16 protein-coding genes and 1 pseudogene are annotated in these 24347 nt (G+C 54.6%); 12 read left to right on the top strand and 5 right to left on the bottom strand.

The genetic code is table 11. From position 1 onward, the window contains the following. Positions 1 to 45: 45 nt before the first annotated feature. The 4 genes from AB4P94_RS23290 to AB4P94_RS23275 all read right to left on the bottom strand — a co-directional run bounded on the left by AB4P94_RS23290 (position 46) and on the right by AB4P94_RS23275 (position 6296). A complete protein-coding gene (locus AB4P94_RS23290) occupies positions 46 to 2358 on the bottom strand; it encodes a hypothetical protein (RefSeq protein WP_395607662.1) in 2313 nt (770 codons plus the stop codon). Between the two features lie 187 nt (positions 2359 to 2545). Then, positions 2546 to 3502 carry a TniB family NTP-binding protein gene (locus AB4P94_RS23285; protein ID WP_395607661.1) on the bottom strand — a complete coding sequence of 319 codons (957 nt, stop codon included), beginning with the start codon at positions 3500 to 3502 and terminating at the stop codon, positions 2546 to 2548. A 276-nt stretch (positions 3503 to 3778) separates the two neighbouring features. Further along, positions 3779 to 5662: a transposase family protein gene (locus AB4P94_RS23280; RefSeq protein ID WP_395607660.1), complete on the bottom strand. Its 1884-nt coding sequence runs from the start codon at positions 5660 to 5662 to the stop codon at positions 3779 to 3781. Then, a complete protein-coding gene (locus AB4P94_RS23275; RefSeq protein ID WP_395607659.1) occupies positions 5649 to 6296 on the bottom strand; it encodes a hypothetical protein in 648 nt (215 codons plus the stop codon). The genes AB4P94_RS23280 and AB4P94_RS23275 overlap by 14 nt, the downstream gene beginning before the upstream one ends. A 1191-nt stretch (positions 6297 to 7487) precedes the next feature. Between AB4P94_RS23275 and AB4P94_RS23270 the strand changes: the two genes are divergently transcribed. Then, on the top strand, positions 7488 to 8603 hold the full coding sequence (locus AB4P94_RS23270) for a hypothetical protein (protein ID WP_395607658.1): 1116 nt from the start codon (positions 7488 to 7490) through the stop codon (positions 8601 to 8603). Between the two features lie 98 nt (positions 8604 to 8701). On the opposite strand, the gene AB4P94_RS23265 is transcribed toward AB4P94_RS23270, so the two are convergent. Beyond that, positions 8702 to 9655: a DNA-binding protein gene (locus AB4P94_RS23265; RefSeq protein WP_395607657.1), complete on the bottom strand. Its 954-nt coding sequence runs from the start codon at positions 9653 to 9655 to the stop codon at positions 8702 to 8704. A 174-nt stretch (positions 9656 to 9829) separates the two neighbouring features. On the opposite strand from AB4P94_RS23265, the gene AB4P94_RS23260 reads away from it, so the two are divergent. From AB4P94_RS23260 to AB4P94_RS23210, 11 genes and pseudogenes are all read left to right on the top strand, one after another. Then, positions 9830 to 10738, top strand: coding sequence for a site-specific integrase (locus AB4P94_RS23260; RefSeq protein ID WP_395607656.1), 909 nt, complete (start codon positions 9830 to 9832; stop codon positions 10736 to 10738). 516 nt (positions 10739 to 11254) lie between these two features. Further along, on the top strand, positions 11255 to 12223 hold the full coding sequence (locus AB4P94_RS23255; protein ID WP_395607655.1) for a hypothetical protein: 969 nt from the start codon (positions 11255 to 11257) through the stop codon (positions 12221 to 12223). Between the two features lie 137 nt (positions 12224 to 12360). Next, positions 12361 to 12606: pseudogene (locus AB4P94_RS23250) on the top strand (helix-turn-helix domain-containing protein); the annotation flags it as partial. 501 nt (positions 12607 to 13107) lie between these two features. Next, positions 13108 to 13731: a fimbrial protein gene (locus AB4P94_RS23245; protein WP_395607654.1), complete on the top strand. Its 624-nt coding sequence runs from the start codon at positions 13108 to 13110 to the stop codon at positions 13729 to 13731. A 64-nt stretch (positions 13732 to 13795) separates the two neighbouring features. Next, positions 13796 to 14539, top strand: a complete 744-nt coding sequence (locus AB4P94_RS23240; protein ID WP_395607653.1) for a molecular chaperone — start codon at positions 13796 to 13798, stop codon at positions 14537 to 14539. A 154-nt stretch (positions 14540 to 14693) separates the two neighbouring features. Next, positions 14694 to 17177 carry a fimbria/pilus outer membrane usher protein gene (locus AB4P94_RS23235; protein ID WP_395607652.1) on the top strand — a complete coding sequence of 828 codons (2484 nt, stop codon included), beginning with the start codon at positions 14694 to 14696 and terminating at the stop codon, positions 17175 to 17177. Between the two features lie 181 nt (positions 17178 to 17358). Continuing rightward, entirely contained in the window at positions 17359 to 18378 is a 1020-nt protein-coding gene (locus AB4P94_RS23230; protein ID WP_395611380.1) for a fimbrial protein, read from the top strand. 177 nt (positions 18379 to 18555) lie between these two features. Continuing rightward, positions 18556 to 19926, top strand: coding sequence for an EAL domain-containing protein (locus AB4P94_RS23225; RefSeq protein ID WP_395607651.1), 1371 nt, complete (start codon positions 18556 to 18558; stop codon positions 19924 to 19926). Positions 19927 to 20046: 120 nt separating this feature from the next. Next, the gene (locus AB4P94_RS23220; RefSeq protein ID WP_395607650.1) at positions 20047 to 20712 is read left to right on the top strand and encodes a response regulator; all 666 of its coding nucleotides are present in this window, start codon (positions 20047 to 20049) and stop codon (positions 20710 to 20712) included. Beyond that, positions 20709 to 23129 carry an ATP-binding protein gene (locus AB4P94_RS23215; protein WP_395607649.1) on the top strand — a complete coding sequence of 807 codons (2421 nt, stop codon included), beginning with the start codon at positions 20709 to 20711 and terminating at the stop codon, positions 23127 to 23129. The genes AB4P94_RS23220 and AB4P94_RS23215 overlap by 4 nt, the downstream gene beginning before the upstream one ends. Then, on the top strand, positions 23119 to 24324 hold the full coding sequence (locus AB4P94_RS23210; protein ID WP_395607648.1) for an MFS transporter: 1206 nt from the start codon (positions 23119 to 23121) through the stop codon (positions 24322 to 24324). The genes AB4P94_RS23215 and AB4P94_RS23210 overlap by 11 nt, the downstream gene beginning before the upstream one ends. The last annotated feature ends 23 nt before the right edge of the window (positions 24325 to 24347 follow it).

The raw sequence follows: 24347 nt of genomic DNA, 5'->3' as shown, positions 1-24347 counted from the left end.
GCGAGATTATTGGCGGGCGCCGACGTGCAGAGAGTTTTATGGAAGTTATGTGCTACAGTATTTTTCTGCGTACCCTTTTAGTTGAGATTTAAGAATCATCGGATGATCTCTATAGCCTATTAAAGGGTAGAACGTATCAAGCTTTTTGTTTTTTACTAAGTTCGAGCCGATTTGTGGGTGTCCAAGATAGCGATCTGCTTGAGCATGTGTACAATACTTATCCAGAATTGCTTCAATTTTTGAGGCGTCTTCTTGGCTTATATAAGTAATCCTCCCCACTTGAATCGGAACGGCAAAGCCAGAGGTTAGAAATAGCCATCCAAAGGAAACCCTATATATATCATATTTTTTCAATAGCGTGGATACGTGAATTAACGGCATATTCCTGTTGCATGGCGTCTCATTTGCTTTAATGTAAGATGTTACAGGGAAAATTTTTGCAACGTCTATGATTGCATAAATAGGTGTTTTGGATCCGTCGATGTTTGGCCCACTTATTGGATGTATCCCTAACCTATTAAGTACTTTGGACAAGCTGCCTCTAGCAAAAGGCAAATTTAGCCAGGTGGAGAGAGTTGATGATCTTGCGTAGTTGTCATAAAAGTTATCAACACAACTTCTTTTTATTAGGCGGGTTCTTGGTAGTTTTCGATCGACTAGTTTAAGTCGGCCAGTTTTTATCATGGTTAAAATACTTGGTGTCGTAATGCGGAGTGTCTTTTTTACTTCTGGAATCGTATATCCAAGTTTCCTTTCTCTCTGCAGTCGTTTAGCCGTGCAGGCATGGGCTAGTACTTTGTCTCTGTAATAATAGTTGACGATATTTTTATCAACTTCAGGTCCGGTCACCGAAGATATTCCAAGGGATGTTAGTAGTTTGTAGGTGTCTTGGAGTTTACAGTCTAATAGTGTCGCGGCTTCGACTGTGCTGACATATTTAGCTTTGAAGTTATAGATGGTGGTTGCATTGATTAAATACCCCTTGCCTATTTGTTTTTGCTTTGCTCCGTTAAGTAAACCTGCTTTGATTAGGCGGCATACGAGGGTCGCGCAAATTCCGAGTATTTTTCCCGATTCTTTGGTGGTTAGCCATGTTTCTGATGCGGTTGGAATATGTCGAAGTAGGGAGGTTGAAAGTGGTATAACAAATTTGTTTTTTTTGGAGTGGCTTGTTGTTCTATGGCATTCTATAATTGCGAGGCTGGTTTGTGTACTCAGCAAATGCAGACGAAGAATGCTGCTTTTGAATTCAAGTGGAGGTATTTTTAAACGCTTGGCAGCGTCGCGTATTTGTGAGGTTGAAATGTTTGATTGCTTGGATAGTAGCTGAACTGATATAAATTTTTTAGAGAAATTGTTTGTGTCTTCAAGTGCGAAATACATTTTTCTATCTGGGCCCAGCAGGCGGGTCAATAGACCTTCTTTCGTCGCGTAATTTATTGCTTCGGCACTGAGCATTAGTTTTTTTTGCAGTTCTTTTGTCACGATGCCCTGTGTCATAGGTTTTGTTTTTTTGAAGCCGCTACAGAGCTTCATTCTCAGTGCATGTTCTGAAATGGTTATGGCTTTACTCCAGCTATATCGGCCTTTTTTCGCTTTAATATCGTAGGATTCCCATATGATTTTCCGATGATTTTGTAACAATTTGAGCCATGCGCAGATCTGAGCCTGCGATAGCGTAAAGGGTGGGACCGACTGCGATAGCAGATTGGTTTCTAGGGCGGAATTGTCAGACTTCTTGCGTAGGAAGGCTTTAACGCAATTTCGGAGTTTGGGGTGCGATATAAGTGCTGTTTTTGCGCAAATAATTCTTTTTGGAATTCCGGGGTAAAAAGCATGCAGCCTTTCGAGCTCAACAAGCACAGCCGTCATGTCATCTTCCAGTAGTGCAAACGCCATGGAGAGCAAACATCTGTCGAGCGGACACGAATTATCAAGATCGAGTCGGTGTCCAAGTTGTTTTAGGTATTTTACGAGTTGCGTAAAGTTTGTACTATCTTCTTTTCTAAATATATCCAGCAGTTTTTGTTCGATTTTCGCTTCTTCTGGTAAGCAAGTTGGTGAAATTAACTCATGTTTACAACTGCAAAGTCTATAAAGTGGTGCGTGCCAGTAAAGTTTGGTATGGCAGTTAGGGCAGTGTGTTAAGTACTTTCTGAAGTGCAGAGGGCAGTGGCGGCATAGTTTTATGTCTTTGATGTAATGCTCATGCCCCGAATACCAACACTCAGAACAAAAGGCCGCACCATTTTTTCGGATCATTTCAGCGTTGACTACGATCCCAGAAATCTTTAGTGGTGGAGCAGCATTTAACGGCCCAAGGGGCTCGTAGAAACCGCTCAAAAAATCTTCTCTCATTTCGCCAGCACGATTTGCTATATTCTGAATGATGGAGTGTGTGCATGATATGAGCGATCCGCTGTAGCAGGTAGGCCCTAAAAGACTCTTTAAGTCCGCGTGGGATCGGCAACCATGCCGAACAGCCATTCGTTTAAGAATGCTTGTTGGACTTTCCTCAAATAGTGGTTTAGGAATGAATAATAGCCTAGTCATCATCGATTTCCTCACAGCCCAATGCGAGCTTTAGCGAGTCGTCGTAGGATAGGGCGAAAGGGTTACCAACAGACAAATTTTTTGACAAATCTACGTACTGGCATGCGGTGAAAAAATCATCTAACTTAAGTTCGCGCGGTGTACCTCTACGCAGGCAGGTCTTTAACGCGTCATTAATGATCAATCGCATCCTCTTCAAGTTGCCGCGTGTGCCGACGAAGAGTGGTGCCGCTATAGTTGGATCGTTAAGATGTACACCCTTGGCAAGTCCTGCTATTTCGTACATTGCGATATCTAAATGTTTTAATGTTGCGAAATAATCGGACCCGCCGTCCTCGGCGTAGGTGAAGTTTGATAATTCAGCGGAATATGGATATCGGTTTTCAAATGCCTCATCTGCAAGCCGGATGTCTTTGCAGAGGTTCGTGCCCGAAAGGATTACGGGTATTCCAGAGATATTCAGAAGCGAGACGATCCATTGTAAAGAGTCGAGACGAATTTTTTCGGCAACACTGGTAAAACAGATACGTTGTACCTCGTCGAGAAAAATGATTTTCACTTGGCTCGTTTTTAAACAAGTGACGAGTTGGTGGGTAAGTTTCTCGATGGTACCATTGGGAGTGTCATTAATGAGCAAGCGGAGCATATTTGTAATCAACCCCTTGACCGTTGCAGGTGATGGGACCTCGCAATAGAAAACGGGTAAATTCACGTAGGTTCCATCATCACGACGAATCACCGAGTCACCGCTGTGAAGCTTTCGAAAGTAATAGCACAGTGTGGATTTTCCAGTACCACTTGGGCCGCGAAGCAATGCACATACCGGTTCACCCAGCGCCTCTGTGTTTTCGATCGCATTTTGTATTTGCGAGCACGCTTGCCTATAGCGGGGGTGGAAGACAATTTTGGCTTTGAAGGCTTTAACGATGGTTTGGACGTCGGATTCCATTGCGATGCACCTCAATTTTTTCAGCCTGCTAGGCTGAGAGATGAAACGAATGCGGTTGATAGAGCCAGACCAAGCGCGTCGTTCGGCGGCACCCTGAATGGCTGGGCTCTTCGCTTTCACCGAATAACTATGGGAGCCCTCCCTTGAGCGCTCTTTTACTGACTGCCACTTGCTGCGCTGTGACTCGGTGATGTTCGTTAACGGCTGCACGTCTTACCGCAGCAATTCACAGGTGTGTCCGGGGACAAAGTGGTGCCTGAACGGATAAGCATGGCGTCAGATTTCCACAGACGAATAGTCGTCAGGTGTGTCTCCGTGGTTAGGGTATGACGATCCCGGATCAGCGTTTTTGGGCGATATCATCGCCGGCTTTTTGCGTGATTTTTCCAATGAGCCTGTTTCTACAGCGCGTTGGTGTTGGCTCCGTTGTGCGCGAGTTTTCACCTTTGCCAATTCACGCAGCAGCGCCACTCGGGCCCGCCGTGCATTGCGCGGGTTAAAGGCTTCGCGTTCGGTTTTCAGGCGTTTAAGCGTCAATTCATGCAGGTGCATGGTGAGCCCTTCCTGGTAATCAGGATCGACCGCTTGCAGTTCAAGTAGATCTTCGGGAAAGCTGGGGTGGCAGGCCCAGGCATGACCCAAATCACTTGGGTCGTAATAGACTTGGAGTTTTTCCACTTTGGGTTGACGATTGGCAAGGTACGACACGGCGGGACCTGTCCAAAACAGCGACCTGTACCGTAGCCGCCCCTGCTGAGGCGATGCTGTGAACGCGCCTAGGAAGTACTGGCGAAGTTCCGAGGGCGAATAGCGCCGTGGCGCAAACATTGTCGAGTATTCCGCCTCCCATGCCAGTCGGGGGGAGGTGTTCAGGCTGCTATGCACGCGCTCGCAATACACCTCTTTTACCCAGCGTCCGAACAAATCCCTTAATTCCTCAATGGTCAACCGCGCATTTTTTTCAGAGTCGTAATCGCCACGTGCGGCGATGTTAGAAAAGGTGGTGCCGGGCATCACGTGGGCAATCTCTTTCGACCAAACGCCAAAAAAGGCTTCAATGTGAGGTTTTTGGTTGCCAGTGGCCGGCTCGCAATAGCACACTTCACCGCCCAACAGCGCGATGATGCGCCGGAGGTTATCTGCTATGAACTCGGGTCCGCTGTCGAACACGTAGCGCACTGCGACACCGCCATACATGTTATCGCTGGATAACGACAACTTGAGTGTCTGTAAGGTGGTATCCAGGGAGGGTGGATTAAATCCGATGCTCCAGGCGTAGGGCATCCGTGTACAGACCTCTAGGAATACGGTCAGGTAGGGGCGACCGATCACTTCGCCGCGGTTATTAACGACCATTACGTGCATCTGCTGAGTGTCGGCTTCCACCAATTCGAATAGTCGCCCCGAGCGCCGCCGCTTGAGCGTCCAGCCTTGCTTTTTCTGGGCATAGTTGCTGCCATGTTGAGCACTGGCCGTTTCGTAAGCATCCAACTCGCGCAGGATCCGATTGAGGGTCGACGGCGAAGGTATTTTTAACTGGTCGGGCTTGGGTCTGCCCTCATTGAACGCTTCAAGTTCCAGAACGATGGCGTCGATCACTTCGGTTTTACAGGCGGGCTCTGCCGTCAGGTAAAACTCCTTGATCTGCCGTTTGATGATCTCCTGAGTCTCCCAAGGCTGAAGCTCCAGCCGATGTTTCGCCTTTTGTTTTCTGCTCGGAATGAGTGACAGATAGCTATAACCGGACTTGCAAAACTTCCGGACCCAACTACGCGCGGTACTCAGGCTGGGCGGACTGATGTCATTGTTTGCCTTCGCCAGTTTGTTGATCAGTACCAGAGCGCGTTTGTTTGGCATTTTTCCGTGCAAACCCTCCATCAGTCCCTGCGTGTAGTACGCGATTCGGTTGAACGCTTTCGAATAGGCTTCAGGCAGGCCCGAGAGGATTTTTTGTGGATCTTTCTCAATGGGCGCTTCCTGATCTTTAACGAGGTCCCCACGCTTGATCGCCCGAAGCAGCATTTCGTGGGTCTGGCGCAGCACGATCTTGCAACCTTCGAGAGCGCGCATTTGTACGCACTCACCATGTAGATCGACGATCTGAAACCGTTGGCCTCGATAGCGATAGTGTTCACCGATTTTGAATTCAAAGCTGCCCATCCCGACCTCCATTTATCATCGTCTGTGAAGTGAGAGGTTGTTCAAGGTTGATCCGCAGTTCGTCAAGAAAGATGGCGTGACTGAGATCGGCGATTGCGACGCCACTGGCAACCATTGCTTCGACAGTCGCCCGGTGGTCTGGCATCGCATCAACTCGATTGCGCGCCTGTCGTGCCGCGCCCTGAGAGCTGCAAAAACCGTTGTGATAGAGGTACCGAAGGTTGTAGCTGACGAGAGCATGAGGAAGGTCTTGGGGAACCAGCCAAGCAAACAATAGATTGCGATCCTGAAGCATCGCCTCCATCGCCTGTTGTGGGTGTCGGATAAACCCTCTTGGTTGAGCGTCGGGTGGTAGAAACTTGAGATAAACCTCTGAACCGTTGTTTAGCACAACGAGGAAATCGGCTTTGTAACGAAGAGCGTCGCAGCACACGGTGGGAGGCCGACATTGGTAGGTGACGACGTCCTGGCGATATTCCAGATGGACGCAGTAATCAGCCTGCAGCAGATTGCCGCAAGCCAATGGGCCGCCATTCTTTCGTGATGGGAAAAACGTGACTCGACTGCCTGGGCGCCCTTTGGTCAACGGCGCACGGGCAAGGTATTCCATGGGACGATTGGGTAATGCAGACATGACATCTCTCCTCTCAGAGGGGGGTGAGTCGAGCGTCGACAGCGCATGTTGAGGTTGCATTGGGGAAGCCGGGCGTCGGGCGCTGAAACTCAATTTGGTAACTCGCGTAGAGAGGCGGGTCCCTCCGCGCGCTTTCTGGGCTACGCCGGAAATAGCTCAGCGCAGCGTCCTTTTAAGTACATCAAGCTTCACCCGCCCTCATGGCACCCGCATGCGAGGGCGTTGAATGTCGTCTGTGGGCGGATGGCAAGAAATGCCTCGGCGATCAGTGGTGGAGTTGACATTCACTTCGCCCTGCCAGAGCGGGTAATGAGGCGCTCATCGCGATCTCGGAAACGGGACGCTGATCCCGCAGATCCGCGCATCTCACGCCTAATCCAACACCCTGTGGATAGGTGATTCAGCAGTGTGTTCAGCTTCGACACCGATCGCCAGGTTATGCCAACTGCGGCCGATCCAGGCTTGCCGGCCGCCCGGCCGAGGGTAAGACGCCAGCCGAGAATTGCACCCGCACGCCAGTCCTGGCAGGTGATTAGCGTTACCCATGACACGCGATGCCCGTCGTTCGTGAGGATCTCAACCTGCAGCTGGGTGTTTTCCCAGTATCTGTCGATCACGTACTCAAGAGGGGATATCGCACGAGGTGGCGCGTGTGGCCGGTCTGATGGCGCGCTTGGCCATCGGCTTGACCCCGGCACTAGCGGTCTGTGTGCAGGGTAGAGGGTGTAGAGGCACGTGCGGACGCCCCCCACACCATCGGCGGAGTTGTGGACGCGCTGAAACAGGACCTTTTTCCGAGGGTGGCCCGGTTGCTGTGTGTACTGCCGTGGCGTTTTCATCGCTGTACTCCTTGGGACCTTGGTCCCGTTCGTGGTGGCGTACCGATGGGTCCATTATCCGCTGCGGCAAACGTGCTGGGCAAAATGCAGATATCGATCATCAATGCGAAAACTTCGCCTAGAACCGGCGGATTAGACGGCATCATTTCTGTCGATACGTCGCTGGTTAGTCAACCGATGAACGGCGCTGGACATTCGTCGTTTTTTTTCGTGATTTCTTGTTAACTTGCGTGTGGCCGGGTGTTTAATAAACAAAACAGTCCGGTACTTTTGCAACATGCAGCCCGTCCGACCCGCTGACTCACCGCTCACTCTGCAACCGCCGCGTGGCGCCGCCGGTCGGGTGCGCGCGATGATCTTCACCAACTGTTGGAGTCAAGCGGCCGGGATTCCCTGCTCGGGGGCGGCGTTGAGGGCGTCGGGTGAAGCGCTGTGGCCATCGCCGGTGCAGGATGCCGGCGGCGACGAGCTAGAGTTGAATCTCAAGTGGTGGACTTACCCGCACGGGGTGCTGGTGTCCGGCGCCTTGCGCGCCGCGCTGTGTCGGAAGTATCCGGCGCTGTTGATGGTCCTGGCGAATCCCTTGTGGGCGGTGCTGCGTGATTTGCAGGCGTTGGCGCGGGCGCCGCACGCAGGTGGGATGCTCGCATCGCCTGCATCACCGGGAGCCCCTTCATCGCTGGCATCGGAGCCGATCCGCCGCCGGACACGAAGGCGTCGGCGGCGTCAGTGGGATGCTCTGGCCAAGCAGTTACGATTGGATGAGCAATCCCTTGGGGCACATTCGCTTGAATGGCTGCAGCAGCTCATCACCTTTCATGGCTCCTGGACGTGCCTGGCGCTGTTGTTGGCCATCCTGGTCAGCCGCGCAAGCTGCTATGCGGTACCGCGGCGCTGGCTGCGCCAACGCTTTGCGCTGACGTTTCTGCTGATGTGCCTGGCGCCGGAGCTGCGTGGCGCCACCTCGTTGTTGTACCCATTGATCGATGATCTGATGCGCGCCGGTGTGCTGTGGCCGGTTCACGACTGGCCGCCCAACCTCGCCGCATTCGAGCAGCGGCTGACGGCATTGCGGCGTTTAAGCCAGCAGTTGCAACGTCAACGGCGACTGCCCCGGGCGAAGGCGGACGATTGGCTGCGGCGTGTGTTTAATGACCTCGATGGGCGACGGCCCTGCGTGGGCGACCTCGATCTGAACCTGTCCGACAGCACCGTCGATTTTACCAGCGTGGCGCTGCAACCCCTGTTTCGCCGTTGCCGCCGCCAACAGCGCCGCGCCCGCGACGGGGTCTACCGCTTTGCCCGAATGCCGCTGGATCCCAAGGTATATCAGGGCTGGGAGAGGCTGCAGGCGCGTGACCTGGCGACGCCGATCGCGGCCCCGGCAGCCCCTGGGCGCGCGACGGCGGTTAGTTCCGATGGGCTGTCTCTTGAGCGGGCGCCCGGGGTGCCTCGGCGTTCGGGCTAGGGCTGGAGGGCGGCAGGGCAGGGGTGGGGCCCCGGCCCTGCCGCTTCGCGAGTCCGAGTGTCCTCGCCAGAACCACGCCTCGCCCGCGTACACGCGGGTTACGCGCCGGCTGGCGAGGGCGGGGGGAGCGACTCCAATTGCTGGCGCAAACGGCGCAGGGCGTGCTGGTCATGACGCTGCTTGAGCAGGTGACACTTGGTTTTTTCGCGCTGGGCAGCTAATTCTTGCCTTAGCACCTGGGTCTGGGAGTGTTCGCCCTGCAGGGCCTCGCGAGCGACCTGTTCACGCCCCTCGGTGGCGCGCAGCAGTTGGTTCAGGCGGTGGTGTTCGTGCTGATGACGACCGAGTTCGCCGTTCAAGCGCTCCAGGTCGCGGTACACCAGGCTGAGCTCCTCCTGCTTGGCGAGTAACTGGGTATGCGCCAAGCGGGTTTCCTGTTGCCACTGCTGCACCTGCGCGTCGTGGCGCGCGTGTTCCTGCTCACGCTGTGTCAGGTGCGCCTGGCGGTAATGCGCCAGCGCCTCTTGAGCGTGGCGCAGTTGCCCCGTCAATCCCTGCAGTTGGGCGGCGCGGTCCTCCAGCAATTGCTGCTGTTGGCGTTGCGCTTCGGCCAGGCGCTGACGATCGCCTTCGGCGGCGTGCAGACGCTCGTTCAGCCCCTGTTCCCGGTTCAACCCCTCGCGGCGCTCGACTGTCAGCGCGGCATGCGCGTGCTGCAATTCCTCCAGACGCGCCTGTTCCATGGCGCGTTGCTGGGTGGCTGCCGCCTGCTGACGTTCGAGCCGCGCGCGATCAAGCGCCACCGCAGCCTGGGCATCGGCGCGCAAGCGCTCGGCTACACTCTGGATAAAGCCGTGCAGTTCCTGGTCCAGGCTCAGCGCAATCTGTGCCGGCTGCGCCGCCAGTTCCTTGAGGTAGCGCTGGATGGTGGTTTTTGAGCCGGTGTGGCCGAGCTGCACGCGCACCGCCTCGATGCTCGGCGGTTCGCCGCGCGCCAGCAGGCTGTCACGCGCCTGCTGGACCCGAGCTTTGGTGATGCCGCTGCGCGCCATGTTGTTACTCCGACGATTTCGTACCGATTACACAGTATGGAATTACAGGTGTACCGGCATTGAAACCTGAGCGTTATTTCAGATGAACTGACGTTTGAGAAACCTGATTTCTCAAACGTCATAGGGCTTGGCCGGGGCAGCGGGGCCGTCGACGATGAACGAGGAGGGCGCAGCATGACTTCCCCGGCTGAGCGGTACCGCCAGGCGGCACGCCGGGACAGCACACAGCGGCGTTATCGCCAAGCGCTGGAGCATTTCGCCGACAAATGGGGCGGTTTGTTGCCCGCATCGAGCGAGAGTGTCGTGCGCTACCTGGCAGCGCATGCCGAACAGCTGTCCAGCGCGACCCTGCGCACGCACCTCGCGGCGTTGGCGCAGTGGCACACACAGCATGGGTTTGCGGACCCCACCAAACAGCCGCAGGTGCGCGATGTGCTGCGCGGGATTCGCGCGGAACACCCAAGACCGATCAAACAAGCCGAAGTGCTGCCACTGCAGGCGCTCGAAGGCTGTATCGCCGGGCTCCAGGTTCAGGCAGCCTCAAGCGATAGCGCTGAGCGTCTGCGCGCGTACCGGGATCAGGCGCTGATTCTCTTGGGGTTCTGGCGCGCTCTGCGCAGTGACGACCTGTGCCGCTTACGGATTGAGCACATTCAGCTGCGGCCAGGGCAAAGCCTGGAAGTGTTTCTGGCGACTGGAAAAACCGACCGTCACCACGTGGGCAAGACGGTCAGCGTGCCCGCTCTGAAGCGCCTGTGCCCGGTAGAGGCGTATGAACGTTGGCTGGCGGCCAGTGGTTTGCAGCAGGGTCCGGTGTTCCGCGCGATCGATCGCTGGGGCCATATCGGGCCCGACAGGCTCAACCCGAACAGCGTATCGCGCCTGTTGCGATTGGCGTTTGTGCGCAACGGCCTGGAAGGCCAAGGGTACAGTGGGCACTCCTTGCGCCGTGGCTTCGCCACGTGGGCCAGCGAAAATGAATGGGGGACGAAAGCCCTGATGGAGTATGTGGGCTGGCGCGATGTGCAATCCGCCCTGCGGTACATTGATGCGAATGCCCCGTTTGGTGATTGGTTACGTTGATCACGGGCGACTCATTCAGGGGAGTTAAATGCGGTGCGGCCAGCCAGCATCGTCGTTGCGTCTATTCGTTACGTCAAATTTGCTCTTTTGTGTGACAACCGCTCGGTGAATATGTTTCCCCTTCGGTGCTTGCCAATTTTTTGCCACCATCGCGACATCTTATGATTCATATCGCCGCTCCGTGGACAATGTTGCGTTTCCTAGCAGAGTTGGATGGCTTCATCTCCGTAGAACGTTTCCAAAGCGTGAGTGAGCCAGGAAAAGTACTGTCGCAGTCGTTTTTTGCGTGACGAAGAGGCTATGAATCCACAGTTGACGCGTAAAACCGTGATTGTCTTGCTCTACGCGCGGGGATCGGATGAACATCAGGTGAGAGCGCTATTGGGCATTCCCGATTATCGAGCGGTGCAGGCGTTTTCCAACGGCTTTAGCACCGGTTCGAAACATCATGTCGTCCGCAAGGCAAATGTCTATTGGACTGTCTAAACGTAAAATGTAGAAGGGCTTATAAAATCCATGTTTCCATTTATCGCAACCTACCTTTTGTTTACTGCCCTTCTTGCGGTAGTCGACCGGTTCACTGCCCGCCCTTTATTCATCAGAACCCATCTCAAACACCTGCCATGGAAGTTGAATTACAGTTTTCGCTGGTGGGGGCCACAAGAATACTGGGCCGCTCTAACAATGGTAGCTATCTGCAGCTTATTTTTTCTGGGGTTTTGGCACGCAATGGGTGGGGCGTTCTATCGAGATGCTGGGCAGGCGTTATTTATACCCATCGCTCTGGGATCGACCGTTCTAGCGATCAGGCACTTCTGTCTGGTTAAACACTTCAAAGCCCACGCTTGGTGGCTTACCGTGACCGTTGCATTGCCAACCCTCGGCGTGGGAATTTTTGCCAATGCCTATGCAGATGCTTACATTCTCCAGTTAACTAGGGTGGAAGCTGCACAGTTCCCTCTGGCCCAGAAAGCACTTACAACGCTATTAATGATCTCGCTATGGCTCTTTGCCGGCGTGGTGCTCATTTCCTGTCTGGTGTTCGCATTTTCTCTCGTGATTTCGGCTAGGTCGCCAACGTTTGTGGGCGTTATCAAACGGGACCCTGTGAAAGTACTTGCCTGGAGAAAGCACGTCCCTGGCATTCTTGAACATCGGCGGTCTGTGATGCTAATGGTGGTGTTCACTGGTGCGATCACGACGGTGAGTATCGCAATGAGCTTTATGGAATACGTGCTGCGGCATACGAATGAGGTCTTGCAGGAAACGTTAATTTTTTCATCTTTTCATCTGCACCCGCGCGATTGTGGAATTCCTGGCTGGACCAGCGATGCGTGGATCGCGTTGGTAGGCGAAAAGCGTGGGGTGATGGCAGTGCCTGGAGTGCGAGGTTATGAGTTCGAGGCGGTTGACTGTGATATGCAGTCGCAAAAGTCGCTGCGGCAGGCGCGAATTAGGCAGCTTCGCAGTGATGATTACCTGTAGCGTGAAGCTGGGATCGTCTAAAGCCTTCAGATACCGAGCTATAACGAGTTGTTGAAAAAAACACTGTGGCAGGTACCCCTGACGGCCTGGGCTGATATGTGAGTCGGTCGAGCTGTGGGTAATACGGCTGGATCCACACCGACTCCACGCCGGTGCAGTACCTGAAATCGACCCGCGTACATCAGGCACGATTGTTGATGCTTCTTGACGATATGCTTACCTGATCTGCGGCCTGTGATGTGGGTTATGAGCGTGCTTCGCAGTTCAGTCGGGAGTTCAAGCGCTATTTCGGCCACACCCCCCACGCCGAAGTCGAATGGATGAAAGCAGCTTATTCGCTGACTGCTCCGGCGTTGCCTTCGATAGATTTGTCTTCGCACTGAGAGGGCATCCGTAGGCTCCTAACAGAGTGTGTATATCAGCTCTTCTAACTTTCTTGCAGGTCCACATCGACGATCGCCAGGCGAACGCACTGGGTCCGTCCACTAAATATCAACAGTGCCTTTTCGTTGGTCCTTGGCGTTTACGGGCAGCGGCGCGTAAGTCTTGGAGCGCCAATGTACACAGTTCATAATGTCTGCCACCTCAGCGGTGTTTTCACATTCGGATGTATATAAGTTTACCACTTTAGCGAGTTGACGGGCCGCGAGACAAAAGTTAATTCATCAGCAGGGGCACGGTTCGATGAGATTGCCGCCCCATTATACAACCCCTTGGTGCCTATTTTCGGACCACTCCTAAAGACGCCAATTGTGCATACCCACATAATTGCTGCTCGATCGGCAGCCGGAGCTTTCATAGCATGAGGGTTGCTAGGTCGACGACTGGGCGAACCGTTTGTAACGGGTTAGTTGCTGTTTGGCGAGCCGTGGCAAAAGAGACGTTTGGCAACGCAGCGTAATAAAAAATGGCCCCTTCGGGCATTTTTTCCAACTGATGATTTGATTCTTAAAAGGCAACTTATGAACCGCACTCTACTCGCTTTTGCAGCGCTTACTTCCACGCTTGCCATGTCGACTGCACAGGCTAACGATGGCACCATCAACTTCACTGGCGAGCTCACTGCTCAAACGTGCACTTCCACTGTTAACGGCGCTGCCACTGCAACCGCTGTTGCCTTGCCTAGACTCAGCACTGCCACGCTGGCGACCGCCGGTCAATCCTCAGGAGCCACCGGCTTTACTATCGAATTGAGTCGCTGCACTGGCACCATGACCACCGCCGCTGCATATTTTGAAGCTGGCGCAGGCGTCGACCCGGTAACTCGTAATGTTCTCAACAGCACCGGCACCGCCCGAAACGTACAATTGCAGTTGCTTGACTCTGCGGGCAAGGTAATCCGGGCCGGTGAAAGCTCCCAGACTGCCAGCACTGCACGCACTGCGTTCACCGGCACCGGTGCCACCAGCGCCGCTGTACTGCCTTACTCCGTTCAATACTTCGCTACCGGCGCTTCTACTGCCGGTACGATCGTGGGCTCGGTTACTTACTCGATCAACTATCAGTAAATGCTGGGGTGTCGGCGCACCCGAAAACTTATCAGGTGCGCCGGCAGTATCGGGAGAAAAGTGTATGTGTGGTCAAAAAGCCTGGTTTCGCTATGCAATCCTGATGGTGGCTATGTTCAGTTGCTCCCAGGCGATGTCTTCCGTGGTTATTACGGGTACAAGAGTGGTGTACCCAGAGAATAAACGGGAAGTTACGATAAAGATAAATAACGAAGGTAGCAGCCCGGTACTGGTTCAATCCTGGGTAGATCACGGTGACCCTACCTCGACGCCAAGTAATTCGTCTGCACCGTTCGTAATCTCTCCGCCGGTCTCGCGGGTCGATCCGGGTAAGGGCCAAAGTTTGCGCCTGATGTTTACCGGGGCGCCATTGGCGGGTGACAAAGAGTCAGTGTTCTGGCTTAACGTATTGGAGATTCCCGCCAAAGTGTCAACTGGCGAAGACCAAAATGTTCTGGAAATGGCCTTTCGCTCGCGGATTAAAATTTTTTATCGGCCCGTGAAACTACCAGGCACGCCTGCAGAAGCAATTGCGGCAGTGCAATGGAAAGTTGTTCCACACTCCGGCGGAACCTACGCGCTGCAAGCGTTCAACCCGACAGCGTTTTATGTATCTCTAGGGGACTTGAAGCTGATTGTTGGCAGTCAGAATATTTTCAGTGAGGCCGGGATGATAGCACCGGGGGAAACGCACCTGTTTGCGTTGCCTGATTTGAAATCAATCCCCGCTGCCGGAGCTGAAGTTGAATATAGCGGTATCAATGATTACGGTGCCTTAGTTCCTGTCCGTAAGCCAGTCACACCCTAGCTAACGCCTCAGCTACTTTCTCATTCAGTTGTTCAGGTAATTTATGAACCCGCTTTTTGATCTGCGCATTTGCCGCAGGGTCGCCCCCTGCGCGTATACACGTCTGTCCAAAATTTGGGGGAGACGAGTTACCTTGATTTGTGGTGCATTGTTAATGTCCCACGCGGTGGCGGAGGAGGTGCAGTTCAACAATGCCTTTCTACCTGTTGGCTCAAGCGGGATTGACTTGGAGTTATACCAGAATGGTAACCCGGTGATGTCGGGTGAATACCGTGCTGACATTCTGGTGAATTCGAATCTCAGCGGCCGTCAGGATATCCGCATCGTTTCCGACAAGCAGGGCAAGAAGCCCAGAGTGTGTGTGAACATGCGTTTGCTGGAACTGATTGGTGTGAACGTCGAAACCTTGTCTTCAACCGCGCTCGCAGCGCTGGCGGAGGAAGGCCAATGTCCGGTTATCAGTGAAGCGATCGAAGGCGCCACGGCGTTTTTCTCCACCGACACCCAGCAGTTGGATTTCAGCATTCCGCAGGTCTCCATGCGGCGTAACGCTCGTGGGTATGTCAGCCCTGAGTTGTGGGATCGCGGTGTCAGTTCGGCAATGCTCGGCTACGATTTCAACGCCAACCGCAGTAAAACCCAATCAGGGAACTACGATTCCGCTTACATGGGGCTGAATGCCGGGTTAAACGTGGGTGATTGGCGGCTACGGCATAACGGCTCGTTCAGTTGGCAGACCCTGGATGGTGGCCAATATCAGCAGATTAACACCTTCGCTCAGCGTGACCTGACGGGCTTGAAAAGCCAATTGACCGTGGGCGAATCCAATACCAGCGGTGAAATCTTCGACACCCTGGCTTATCGCGGGGTTGAGGTCGCCAGCGACGATCGCATGCTGCCCGATGCACAGCGCGGCTATGCGCCGGTGGTGCGTGGCATTGCTCGCACTAACGCACGGGTTTCCATCAGCCAGGGCGGCAATTTGTTGCTGCAAACCACTGTGTCGCCGGGCGCGTTTGCCATCGACGACTTGTACGCCACCGGGTATGGCGGCGATTTGCAAGTGACGGTGCAGGAGGCTGACGGCACCGAGCAGAGGTTTATCGTGCCCTACGCCTCAGTGAATCAATTGCTGCGTCCAGGTACCTCGCGTTTCAGCCTGACGGCGGGGGAAACCCGCAGTAATTACGTCGACGAGCAGGTCAGGCTAGTGCAGGGCACTTATCAGCGGGGCCTGGCCAATTCCCTCACAGGTTTCACGGGCGCTCAGGTGAGTGAAGGGTACACGGCCCTGCTCGGAGGCATGGCGTTCGGCACGCCGATCGGCGCTGTGGCAGTCGACGTGACCCAGGCCCGCACGGAACTTGCGGCAGGTGCCGAGCAGGGGCAAAGCGTACGCTTGTCCTACAGCAAAAACATTCAAAGTACTGGCAGTAACTTCTCACTGGCAGCCTATCGCTTCTCAACCAGCGGTTACCTCGACTTCAACAACGCGATGCTCTTTCGGGATGCCGACAAGACGGGTATCGACACGATAACTTTTGGTCGTCCGCGCAGTCGTCTGACGTTGACCGTCGACCAGACCCTGGACGGTTGGGGCCATCTGTCCCTGAGCGGCTTTACTCAGAACTACTGGAACCAGTCGGGTCGGGATGTGCAATACCAGATGGGCTACAGCAAACACGTCGGGCGTATCAATTATGGCGTCAACATCAGCCGTAGCCGCGCAGGTCTTGGCGATATGGAAAACACACTGTTGTTCACCGTGAGCATGCCGCTGGAGTTTGGTTCATCCGACAACGTGCCGCAACTGTCGGCGCGTATGGGGCGTGACAGCAAGGGTTACTACAACCAACAGGCAACCGTGAGTGGCAGCGCAGGCGAAGACCGTGAGTACGGTTACAGCCTGACCGCAGGCCGCGAAGGAATGAGTCGCTCCACCAGCACCTCGATTAACGGCCAATACCAGGGTTCGAAAATGCTAATCAACGGTAGCCTCAGCCAGGGTGACGGCTACAACAGTGCCTCGGTGGGCGGCAGCGGCACACTTGTCGCTCACCCCAACGGGGTGACCCTGACGCCTTATAGCGGTGAAACCATGGCGGTGATCAACGCGCCCGGAGCTGCCGGTGCAAAAGTAGTGGGGTATCCAGGGTTGCGGCTCGATGGCAAAGGTACGGCGGTCGTCAGTTATTTACAGCCTTATCAACGTAATGAAATCGCTATCGACCCTGAAGGCATTGATGAAGGGATTGAACTAAGCGAGACCAGCAAACAGATAGCACCACGTGCCGGTGCCGTAGTGTCAGTGGATTTTGCCACGGTCAGGGGCGACGCCCTGTTATTGAATGTGCGGCTGAAGGATCAGAGTCCGTTACCGTTTGGTGCCAAGGTGGTCGATGACGCCGGCAACTCCGCGGGAACCGTGGGGCAGGGCGGGCAGTTGTATGCTCGGGTCAAGGAAGGCACTCAACGTCTGTACGTCAGTTGGGGCAGCCAGGACGATCAGGCCTGCACGTTGAAAGTGCCAGCGGTTAAAGCCCAGGGGCAGTTGCATAAGGCCAATGCGATGTGCCTCGACAACACGAGACTGACCGATGTGGACCAGAGCAGTGCCAACAAAAGTGCCGTGCGATGAATCGCGTGGTTAAAGAGTCTATTTACTTTCTGTTTAGAGTTATCACTGAGGCAACGTTATGAACATGGCAACTCCATCGGGTTTATTAGTAGCGGGGTTGCTCCTATGGAGCTGTAATCAAACCGTCAGCGCGGCAACCAGCTGTGGGTACGCCACTGCAGTCCGTCCGTTCAATGGCACTATGGCCTTGAACATCGGCAGCTTGTCAGTCCCCAGAGATGCAGCCATCGGTACACGGCTTTATATGCAGGAGTTCCACCAAGCGGGTGAGGGCGTCACCTTTTCGTGTACGACCGACCGCCCGGCGCCTGTGCTCAGGTATAACGTATTCAGCGTTAATGGTTTGGGCAGCAAAGTTGATTTCAATATTGGAATCTACGCAGGAAAGGTCTACGCCACCGGCGTACCAGGCATCGGAGTTTCATGGTGGTCTGGGCAAAGTACCCCTGGGGCAGTAGGAGCCGGAAGCAATACATTGGGGATCGTCCCAAATGGTTGTACGGGTGCCGGTAATAGCTGCCAGACCGGATCGTTGAAACTCGGCCCTAGAGGCGCACTGGTCTTGATCAAGACCGGCCCTGTAGGCACAGGTACTATCCGGGGAAGTGATTTCGGCAGGTTGGTGTACTCCACGGTCGTTGAAACCAGTGCGGCGGCCGCGATCTCTGAAATAGGCGTTACTGGCAACATCAATGTGGTCGCCATGACCTGTAACACACCCAACGTCACGGTACCTCTGGGGAGCCATAAAACGTCTGCGTTCACAGGCGTAGGCTCAGCCACGCCGCAGGTGAACTTCAAGCTTGACGTCACGAATTGTCCGGGCTTCCCCGGTTATTACGGTAATTCCAGTGCCGGCGCAATACCGGCAGCGTCCCAATCGGCGGTGACCAATGTCGGGACGCGGGTCCCCAATACCGTCAGCTTCCGAGTAGACCCTGTCTACTCAGCGATTAACGCTGCCAACGGCGTCTTGAGTTTGACGCCAGGCACGGGAGTGGCGACGGGTGTCGGTGTGCAGTTATTCAGCATATCGGGAGCCGTACAGCCTCTATCACAGACCCGGGTGCTCGATCTTTCACCTGCCGCGGGCACCAACGCGTTCTCTGTCAATCTCTCCGCTCGGTACTTGCAAACAGACAATACGGTAACTGCCGGTAGCGCCAGTGCAGTGGCGAACTACACGCTTATTTATCAATAAAGCATTTAGTATCGCACCAGCTTAAGTGTAACGGATCGCGATAATTCCAATCCCAGGCAGTAGTCGCTGTGACAGTCGCTGAAAGGTCCGGGGGCGCTCGCTTTTAGTCCCAGTCCTATGTCAAGGGCTTTCTGCATTCCTTAAAGTAGTCAAGTCGCTAACCCCTGGAAAATTGTCGTGAATTCAATCGTTGCCTGCGGGCCCTGTGAACTTGATCGCCTGCACGTTACGGTATTGGAATCTGATATTCCTCGGGCGGCGCGTTTATTATCAATATTGCGCTCTTTGGGCATCCATCAACTGAGTGTTGTGTCCGGGCTGCAGGATCTCAGCCTGCAGCTCAGCCAAACACAGGTAGATGTGCTGGTGACCGAGATTCGTCCTGCCAGTAACGACGGACTGATGTTGCCCAGCGCGTTGAAGATGCACTACGGGTCGGCGTGTAGTTTGCAATCTCCCCGAATTCTCTGGCTGGCAGAACCGTTACTGCCATTCACTGAGCTGGTGGAGCAGCATACGGCTCCAAGACCCCGTCGTACCTCGCCACCCACCCGGGGTGAAGGTATTTCCGTCAAGGCGCTTGATGCCCATGCTCAGCTGGCGTGCGCCGCCGGCTTTATCGCGACCACCCTGTATTCCTTCAATGCACAGGCCGTATGTGATGCTATGCACGCGCTTTTTGCGATGCCGAAGATAGCCAATCGACCGCTGCATGCCAGGAATGATGTGCCGAGTGAGGACGACGTGATCATTGCGCTCGCTACGGGGGAGGGACTACGCGTGGTGTTCCAGCCGCAGCATGATTTGCGCACTGGAGAGATCATTGCCGCCGAAGCGTTGGTGCGCTGGCGTCATCCTGAGTATGGTGATATTTCGCCCGTGGTACTTATCCCTCTGGTGAATAAACTGGGCCTGCATCTGTTGCTGTTCAGTTTTGTAAAGGCCAGGGTGCTAGAGGTGTTGTGTTCTTTGCAAAGCATGCAAATGGAGATTCCGATCTCTGTCAATGCATCAGTGGATACCCTGTGCACCGTAGGGTTTTCCGCACGCTTGGGCGATCGGATGATGCGCGCGGGTTTGCCGAATCACTTGCTGAAGATTGAACTCACCGAGGACATCCCGGTGATGGACGAACTGTGCTTGTCGGCGGCGCTTAACGCGCTCAAGATTCGAGGTTTCGGGGTGTCACTTGACGATTTTGGTTCCGGCTCGGCAACGCTGCGCCAAATTGCCCGGATGCCCTTCGACGAAGTAAAGATAGACGGCGCGTTGATTCGCGACCTGGACACCAAACCTACGGCGCGTCGTGTTATTGCGACCACACTCGCGTTGGCGCGGCGCCTTAACATGACAGTGGTTGCAGAAGGCATCGAAACGGAGTCGTGCCGAATACTTTTGCGCAGGCTGGGCTGTACGAACGGCCAGGGCTTCGTACTTTCAAGACCAATGGAAGTATCAGACTTTTTGAGCAAGCTGACGGCGCAGAGGCAATCGAGCGTGCCACCGATGCCTTTTAGCTCCGCACCAGACGTGGTGAGAGATATCTGATGCAACCGCATTTATGTTTGGTTCGAGCCGCGCGAAAAACCACGCACGCAGCCGAAAAAATGACTAATCTTCCTCCAGTCGTATCCCGCGCCTATGCTGTCTTGCGAGTCTGGTAAATCTATGAAACGCCTTCGCATTGCGCTCCTGGACGATCACGCGATTATCCGTCATGGTCTTTCTGCCCACCTCAGTAAAGATCCGCTATTTGAATTGGTCGGCAATTACGGCACTACTCGCGAGCTGATGGCTGGCATGCCAAAAGCCCCGCCGGATCTGTTGTTGCTTGATTATGCCTTGGGTCCGGACGAGCTTGACGGCGTGTCATTGATTCGAGCTATCCGCACAAAATTCCCTGACTGCCGCATCCTGGTTTTGTCTGCTCACCACGATCCCTCCACCGTTGCTCTTGCGTTGCGCGTGGGAGCACGCGGCTTTGTCGGCAAGGGGGAAGACCTGCCAGCTCTTGTTCGCGCCATCCACGCCGTTGCATCCGGCGCGGTCTATTTAAACGCCGAGATGTCGTACAGCGTCGCCGAAGCGACCACCCAAAGTAGTGACAAAATTGCCGATGAGCCGAATGATGCGTTACAAGCGGCATCGCTATCTGCGCGAGAACAGGAGGTTATTCGCTGTTACCTGGCGGGGATGACAGTCTCGGAAATTGCCGAAAAATTCAACCGCAGTATCAAGACGATCAGCACCCAAAAAACCGCCGCATTTCGCAAGCTGGGTGTGACCTCGAATAACGGCCTGTTCAAACTCAAAGACACCCTTGGCGCGCCATGAATCGTGTTTGGCTTGCCCTATTTTTACTGGTTTCTACCTTGTTTCACTCCGGCGCGCAGGCAGATGAGTTGGACGCGGCGCTCCGGCTGACCGACGCCGAGCGGGCTTGGATTACCGAGCATCCAGTGCTGCGCGTTGCGGTCTTGGAAGGGTTCGGTGCGTTGGAGTACATGGAGGGCACCAAGCTATCGGGACTGTCGGCCGAATACCTCAATGCGATCTCAAGCAAGCTAGGCATCACCTTCAATTACGTACTGACAGAGGGCGGCAGTGCGCGAATCACCCTTTTGCAACAGGGCAAAGTGGACCTGATCTCCACGATGCGAAGCATCGGCCCGACGTTGCAGATTCCTGGCCTCGCATTGACTGATCCATACCATTCCAGTGCTGCCGTGGTGATCTCGCAGGCTAAAACACCATTGATATTTGATCTGGCCCAACTGGAAGGCAAGCGGGTAGCGATCGCAGCCAGGGGACCTTTCGAGTCCATATTGGAGGGTAGCCTCAAGAACGTCAGCATCATAAAAACCAATTCGGCGATGGAAGCCTTGAGATTGGTTGAAGAGGGTGATGCTGACGCAGTACTCGATACCGAGACTTATCTGATCCCGTACTTCGGCTCGAAATTCGAGGGTGTGTTGCAGCTATCCGGAGTGATCGCCTCGATGAATTCCGAGGTCAGCATGGCCGTGCGTGACGACCAGACTATATTGCTTTCAATACTGCAAAAGACATTGGGATCGATATCGGTAGAGAGCGCCTACCATCTGCACCAGCATTGGCTACTCGCCTCGGGATATGGCGCAACAACCGTTTCCAAGTCGATCCTTGAAGACTATTTGCACGAAGTCATTCTCGCAGGTCTGATGCTGGCGATATTGCTCGGGCTGGTGCATCAAACCCACCGGCAACGTCGTCGGGCAGTGCACAGTGAGCGTGAGAAGGCAAAGTTCCTCGCGGTGATGAGCCACGAAATTCGATCACCCATGAACGCGGTGCTGGCGGCTGTGGAGTTGTTGTCCCTGACCCGCCTCGATCATGAACAGCGGCATCTCTCTTCGCTGGCCAGCAGCGGTGCCAACACGCTGCTGACGCTCTTAGATGATGTACTGGATTTGTCACGGCTCGATGCAGAGCAATTGCTTCTGGAACTTGAGGCTGTAGATCCCGCAGTACTGGCGAGAGAGGCTGTCGCGCTCTACGGACTGCGTGCCCAGAGCAAGGGTGTCGGCCTAAGCCTGGAAGCGCCTGACACCACTGAGTACTTGATGCTGGATCAGGGGAGGGTGACTCAGATCCTGCACAACCTGATTTCCAATGCGATTAAATTCACTGAATACGGTTCGGTGAAGGTGAAGGTTGTTGTAAGCAGTACCGACGTTTTTGACCTGAAAGCGCTCGATATTACAGTGGTCGATACGGGTATCGGTATTTCTGCGCACATCCAGGAACGGCTGTTCATGCCGTATTCGCAAGCCGAGCACTCGTATAAACGATCCGGAGGCACCGGGCTTGGCCTGATGATATGCCGGGAGCTGGTTGAGCTGATGGGCGGCACCCTGTCGCTCACCAGTGAAGTAGGCGAGGGCACGGTGATGGCGTTTTCAATACACGCGCAATTAACGACGGCACCGGCTAAAGCGCCTGCCCCAGGCGAACCGCTCGTACCCGCGGTCTTTACTCAAGCAGAGGTTAACGAACCGCGGACATGCAAGTTACCTGCCATTCTGCGCATTCTGGTGGTGGAGGATGCCCGTGCCAACCAGGAAGTGTTGCTGGCACAGTTGCATCAGTTTGGGTTCGACGCGGCACTCGCGCCTGACGCGGCCCAGGCTGTGTTGCAATTTGAAGAGCAGGTATTCGACCTGGTATTGCTGGACTGTGACTTACCCGACAAGGATGGCTACACCGTGGCCACTGAATTACGGGCCCTTGAGGCTGGTCAGCGGCGCCTACGTTGCCCGATTATCGCTATCTCTGCGTCCACCGGGCATGACCATGCCGAGCGCTGTTTTGAAGCAGATATGGATGGCATGCTGAGTAAGCCCATTCAGTTGGCTAAGTTAAAGGCGACCATTGAGTTGTGGTGTGACGTTGCCGTTGCACAAGAGCAGCCAGAGCCGACCAGCCTTGGCCTGAGCCAGATCCGGGAATCGATGCTCGAAGACTTGCTTCATCTACTGGAGGCGATGATTCAAGGTGAATCGGAACTTGCGTTACACAGAGCCCATCGTCTGCACGGTGCAGCACTTTCAATGCGGTGGGTCGACATTGCGCTGGCCGCACAAAGGCTTGAACGCCTGCTGCGCGCCAAAACACCGATAGACGAATCACATTCCCGTGCGCACGTGCGCGAGATCATGCAGCAGTGGCGTCAACTTGATCAGGAACTCACGGCATCCGATTATGAAAGATAAGCACTCGACAGCATTTTGGATGTTCGCGTTACTCGGCTTGTCGTGTCTGTTGGTGTCCATGGACAGGCGTATTTTTTGGGTATTCGCCAGCAGTATTCGACACGACCTCGGCCTCAAGCAGCAGCAAGTGCAAATGGCATCGGAGGCCATCCAGTTCGGCTTGGGGGCCGCCAGTTTAGGTGCCGGTTATCTGGTTCGAGTCGTCAACCGCAAAGGGCTGGCCATAGCCGGGCTGTTGATAGCCTCATTGGCGACGGTGTGGACAGCGTACGCCCAGGATTTCCAGGGCATGTTCGCTACGCGGCTGGTTGTGGGGGCCGGGAGCGCGTTAAATTTGCTGGCCATTTTGACGATGGGCATCCATTACTTTCCGCGCCAACGATCCAACGTGATTGCGACGGTATTCTTTTTCATGGGGGCAGGGGCGTTAATTGCGGTGAATCTGGGCCCTATCATCGGCGGCGCCACGGATTGGCATGAGCCCCTTATCGCGTTCGGTTTGGCAGGCCTGCCGATGGCGATAGCGATTTTTGCTTTCGCAAAACCCTGGCTCACTGAGGCAACGGCGCCTCAGCGGCTGGACATCTACCCAGCACAACAACCACCAGCCAGTTCGATAGTGTCTCGCCGCGTGATGTTGTTGTTGGCGATGACCGTATTGTTGAGTCTGTGCATTTCCAGCTTTCGTGATAACTATCTTTACCACATCCGTGAAGAGAGTGGCTTTACTTGGCAATTCGGTCAGTTGGCAGTCAGCGCGTACGCCTTTGGAAATCTGTTCGCCTTCTATGGTGCATCAGTATTTAGAAGATATGGCGCTCGTCGGGTACTGATCACCTCGTTTGCGCTGACGGGGACGCTGTCGCTTTTGATTTTCACCATTAAATGGGAATACGCGTTCGCCCACGTAATGTTTTCCATTTTACTCGGCGTTTTCCTGGGAGGTATTGCTACGGTTTCGCTGCTTTCAGCGATGATTGATTCTGTTGTGGCTGCCCAGCGAGCTCCCGTCATGGGCTTATTTTTCGCCAGCCTGATCACGCCTAATTTTTTTTCCAATAGTCTATGCCAGGTGGCAGAGGCCGCGATGGGCTACGCTGCGGCGGGCTTACTCTTGATGTCAGGAAGCGTGTTTCTTGCTGCGGTACTCGCAACACGATTGCCAGCCCTACACAGGACGCCCCTCAGAATTTGATTGAGGTTCCGGCAAGGAACCGG

This window comes from Pseudomonas sp. B22129, from assembly GCF_044218875.1.
Classification (GTDB): Bacteria; Pseudomonadota; Gammaproteobacteria; order Pseudomonadales; family Pseudomonadaceae; genus Aquipseudomonas.
The sequence above is the reverse complement of the archived record's forward strand: the minus strand, read 5'-3'. Positions and strand labels throughout refer to the sequence as shown.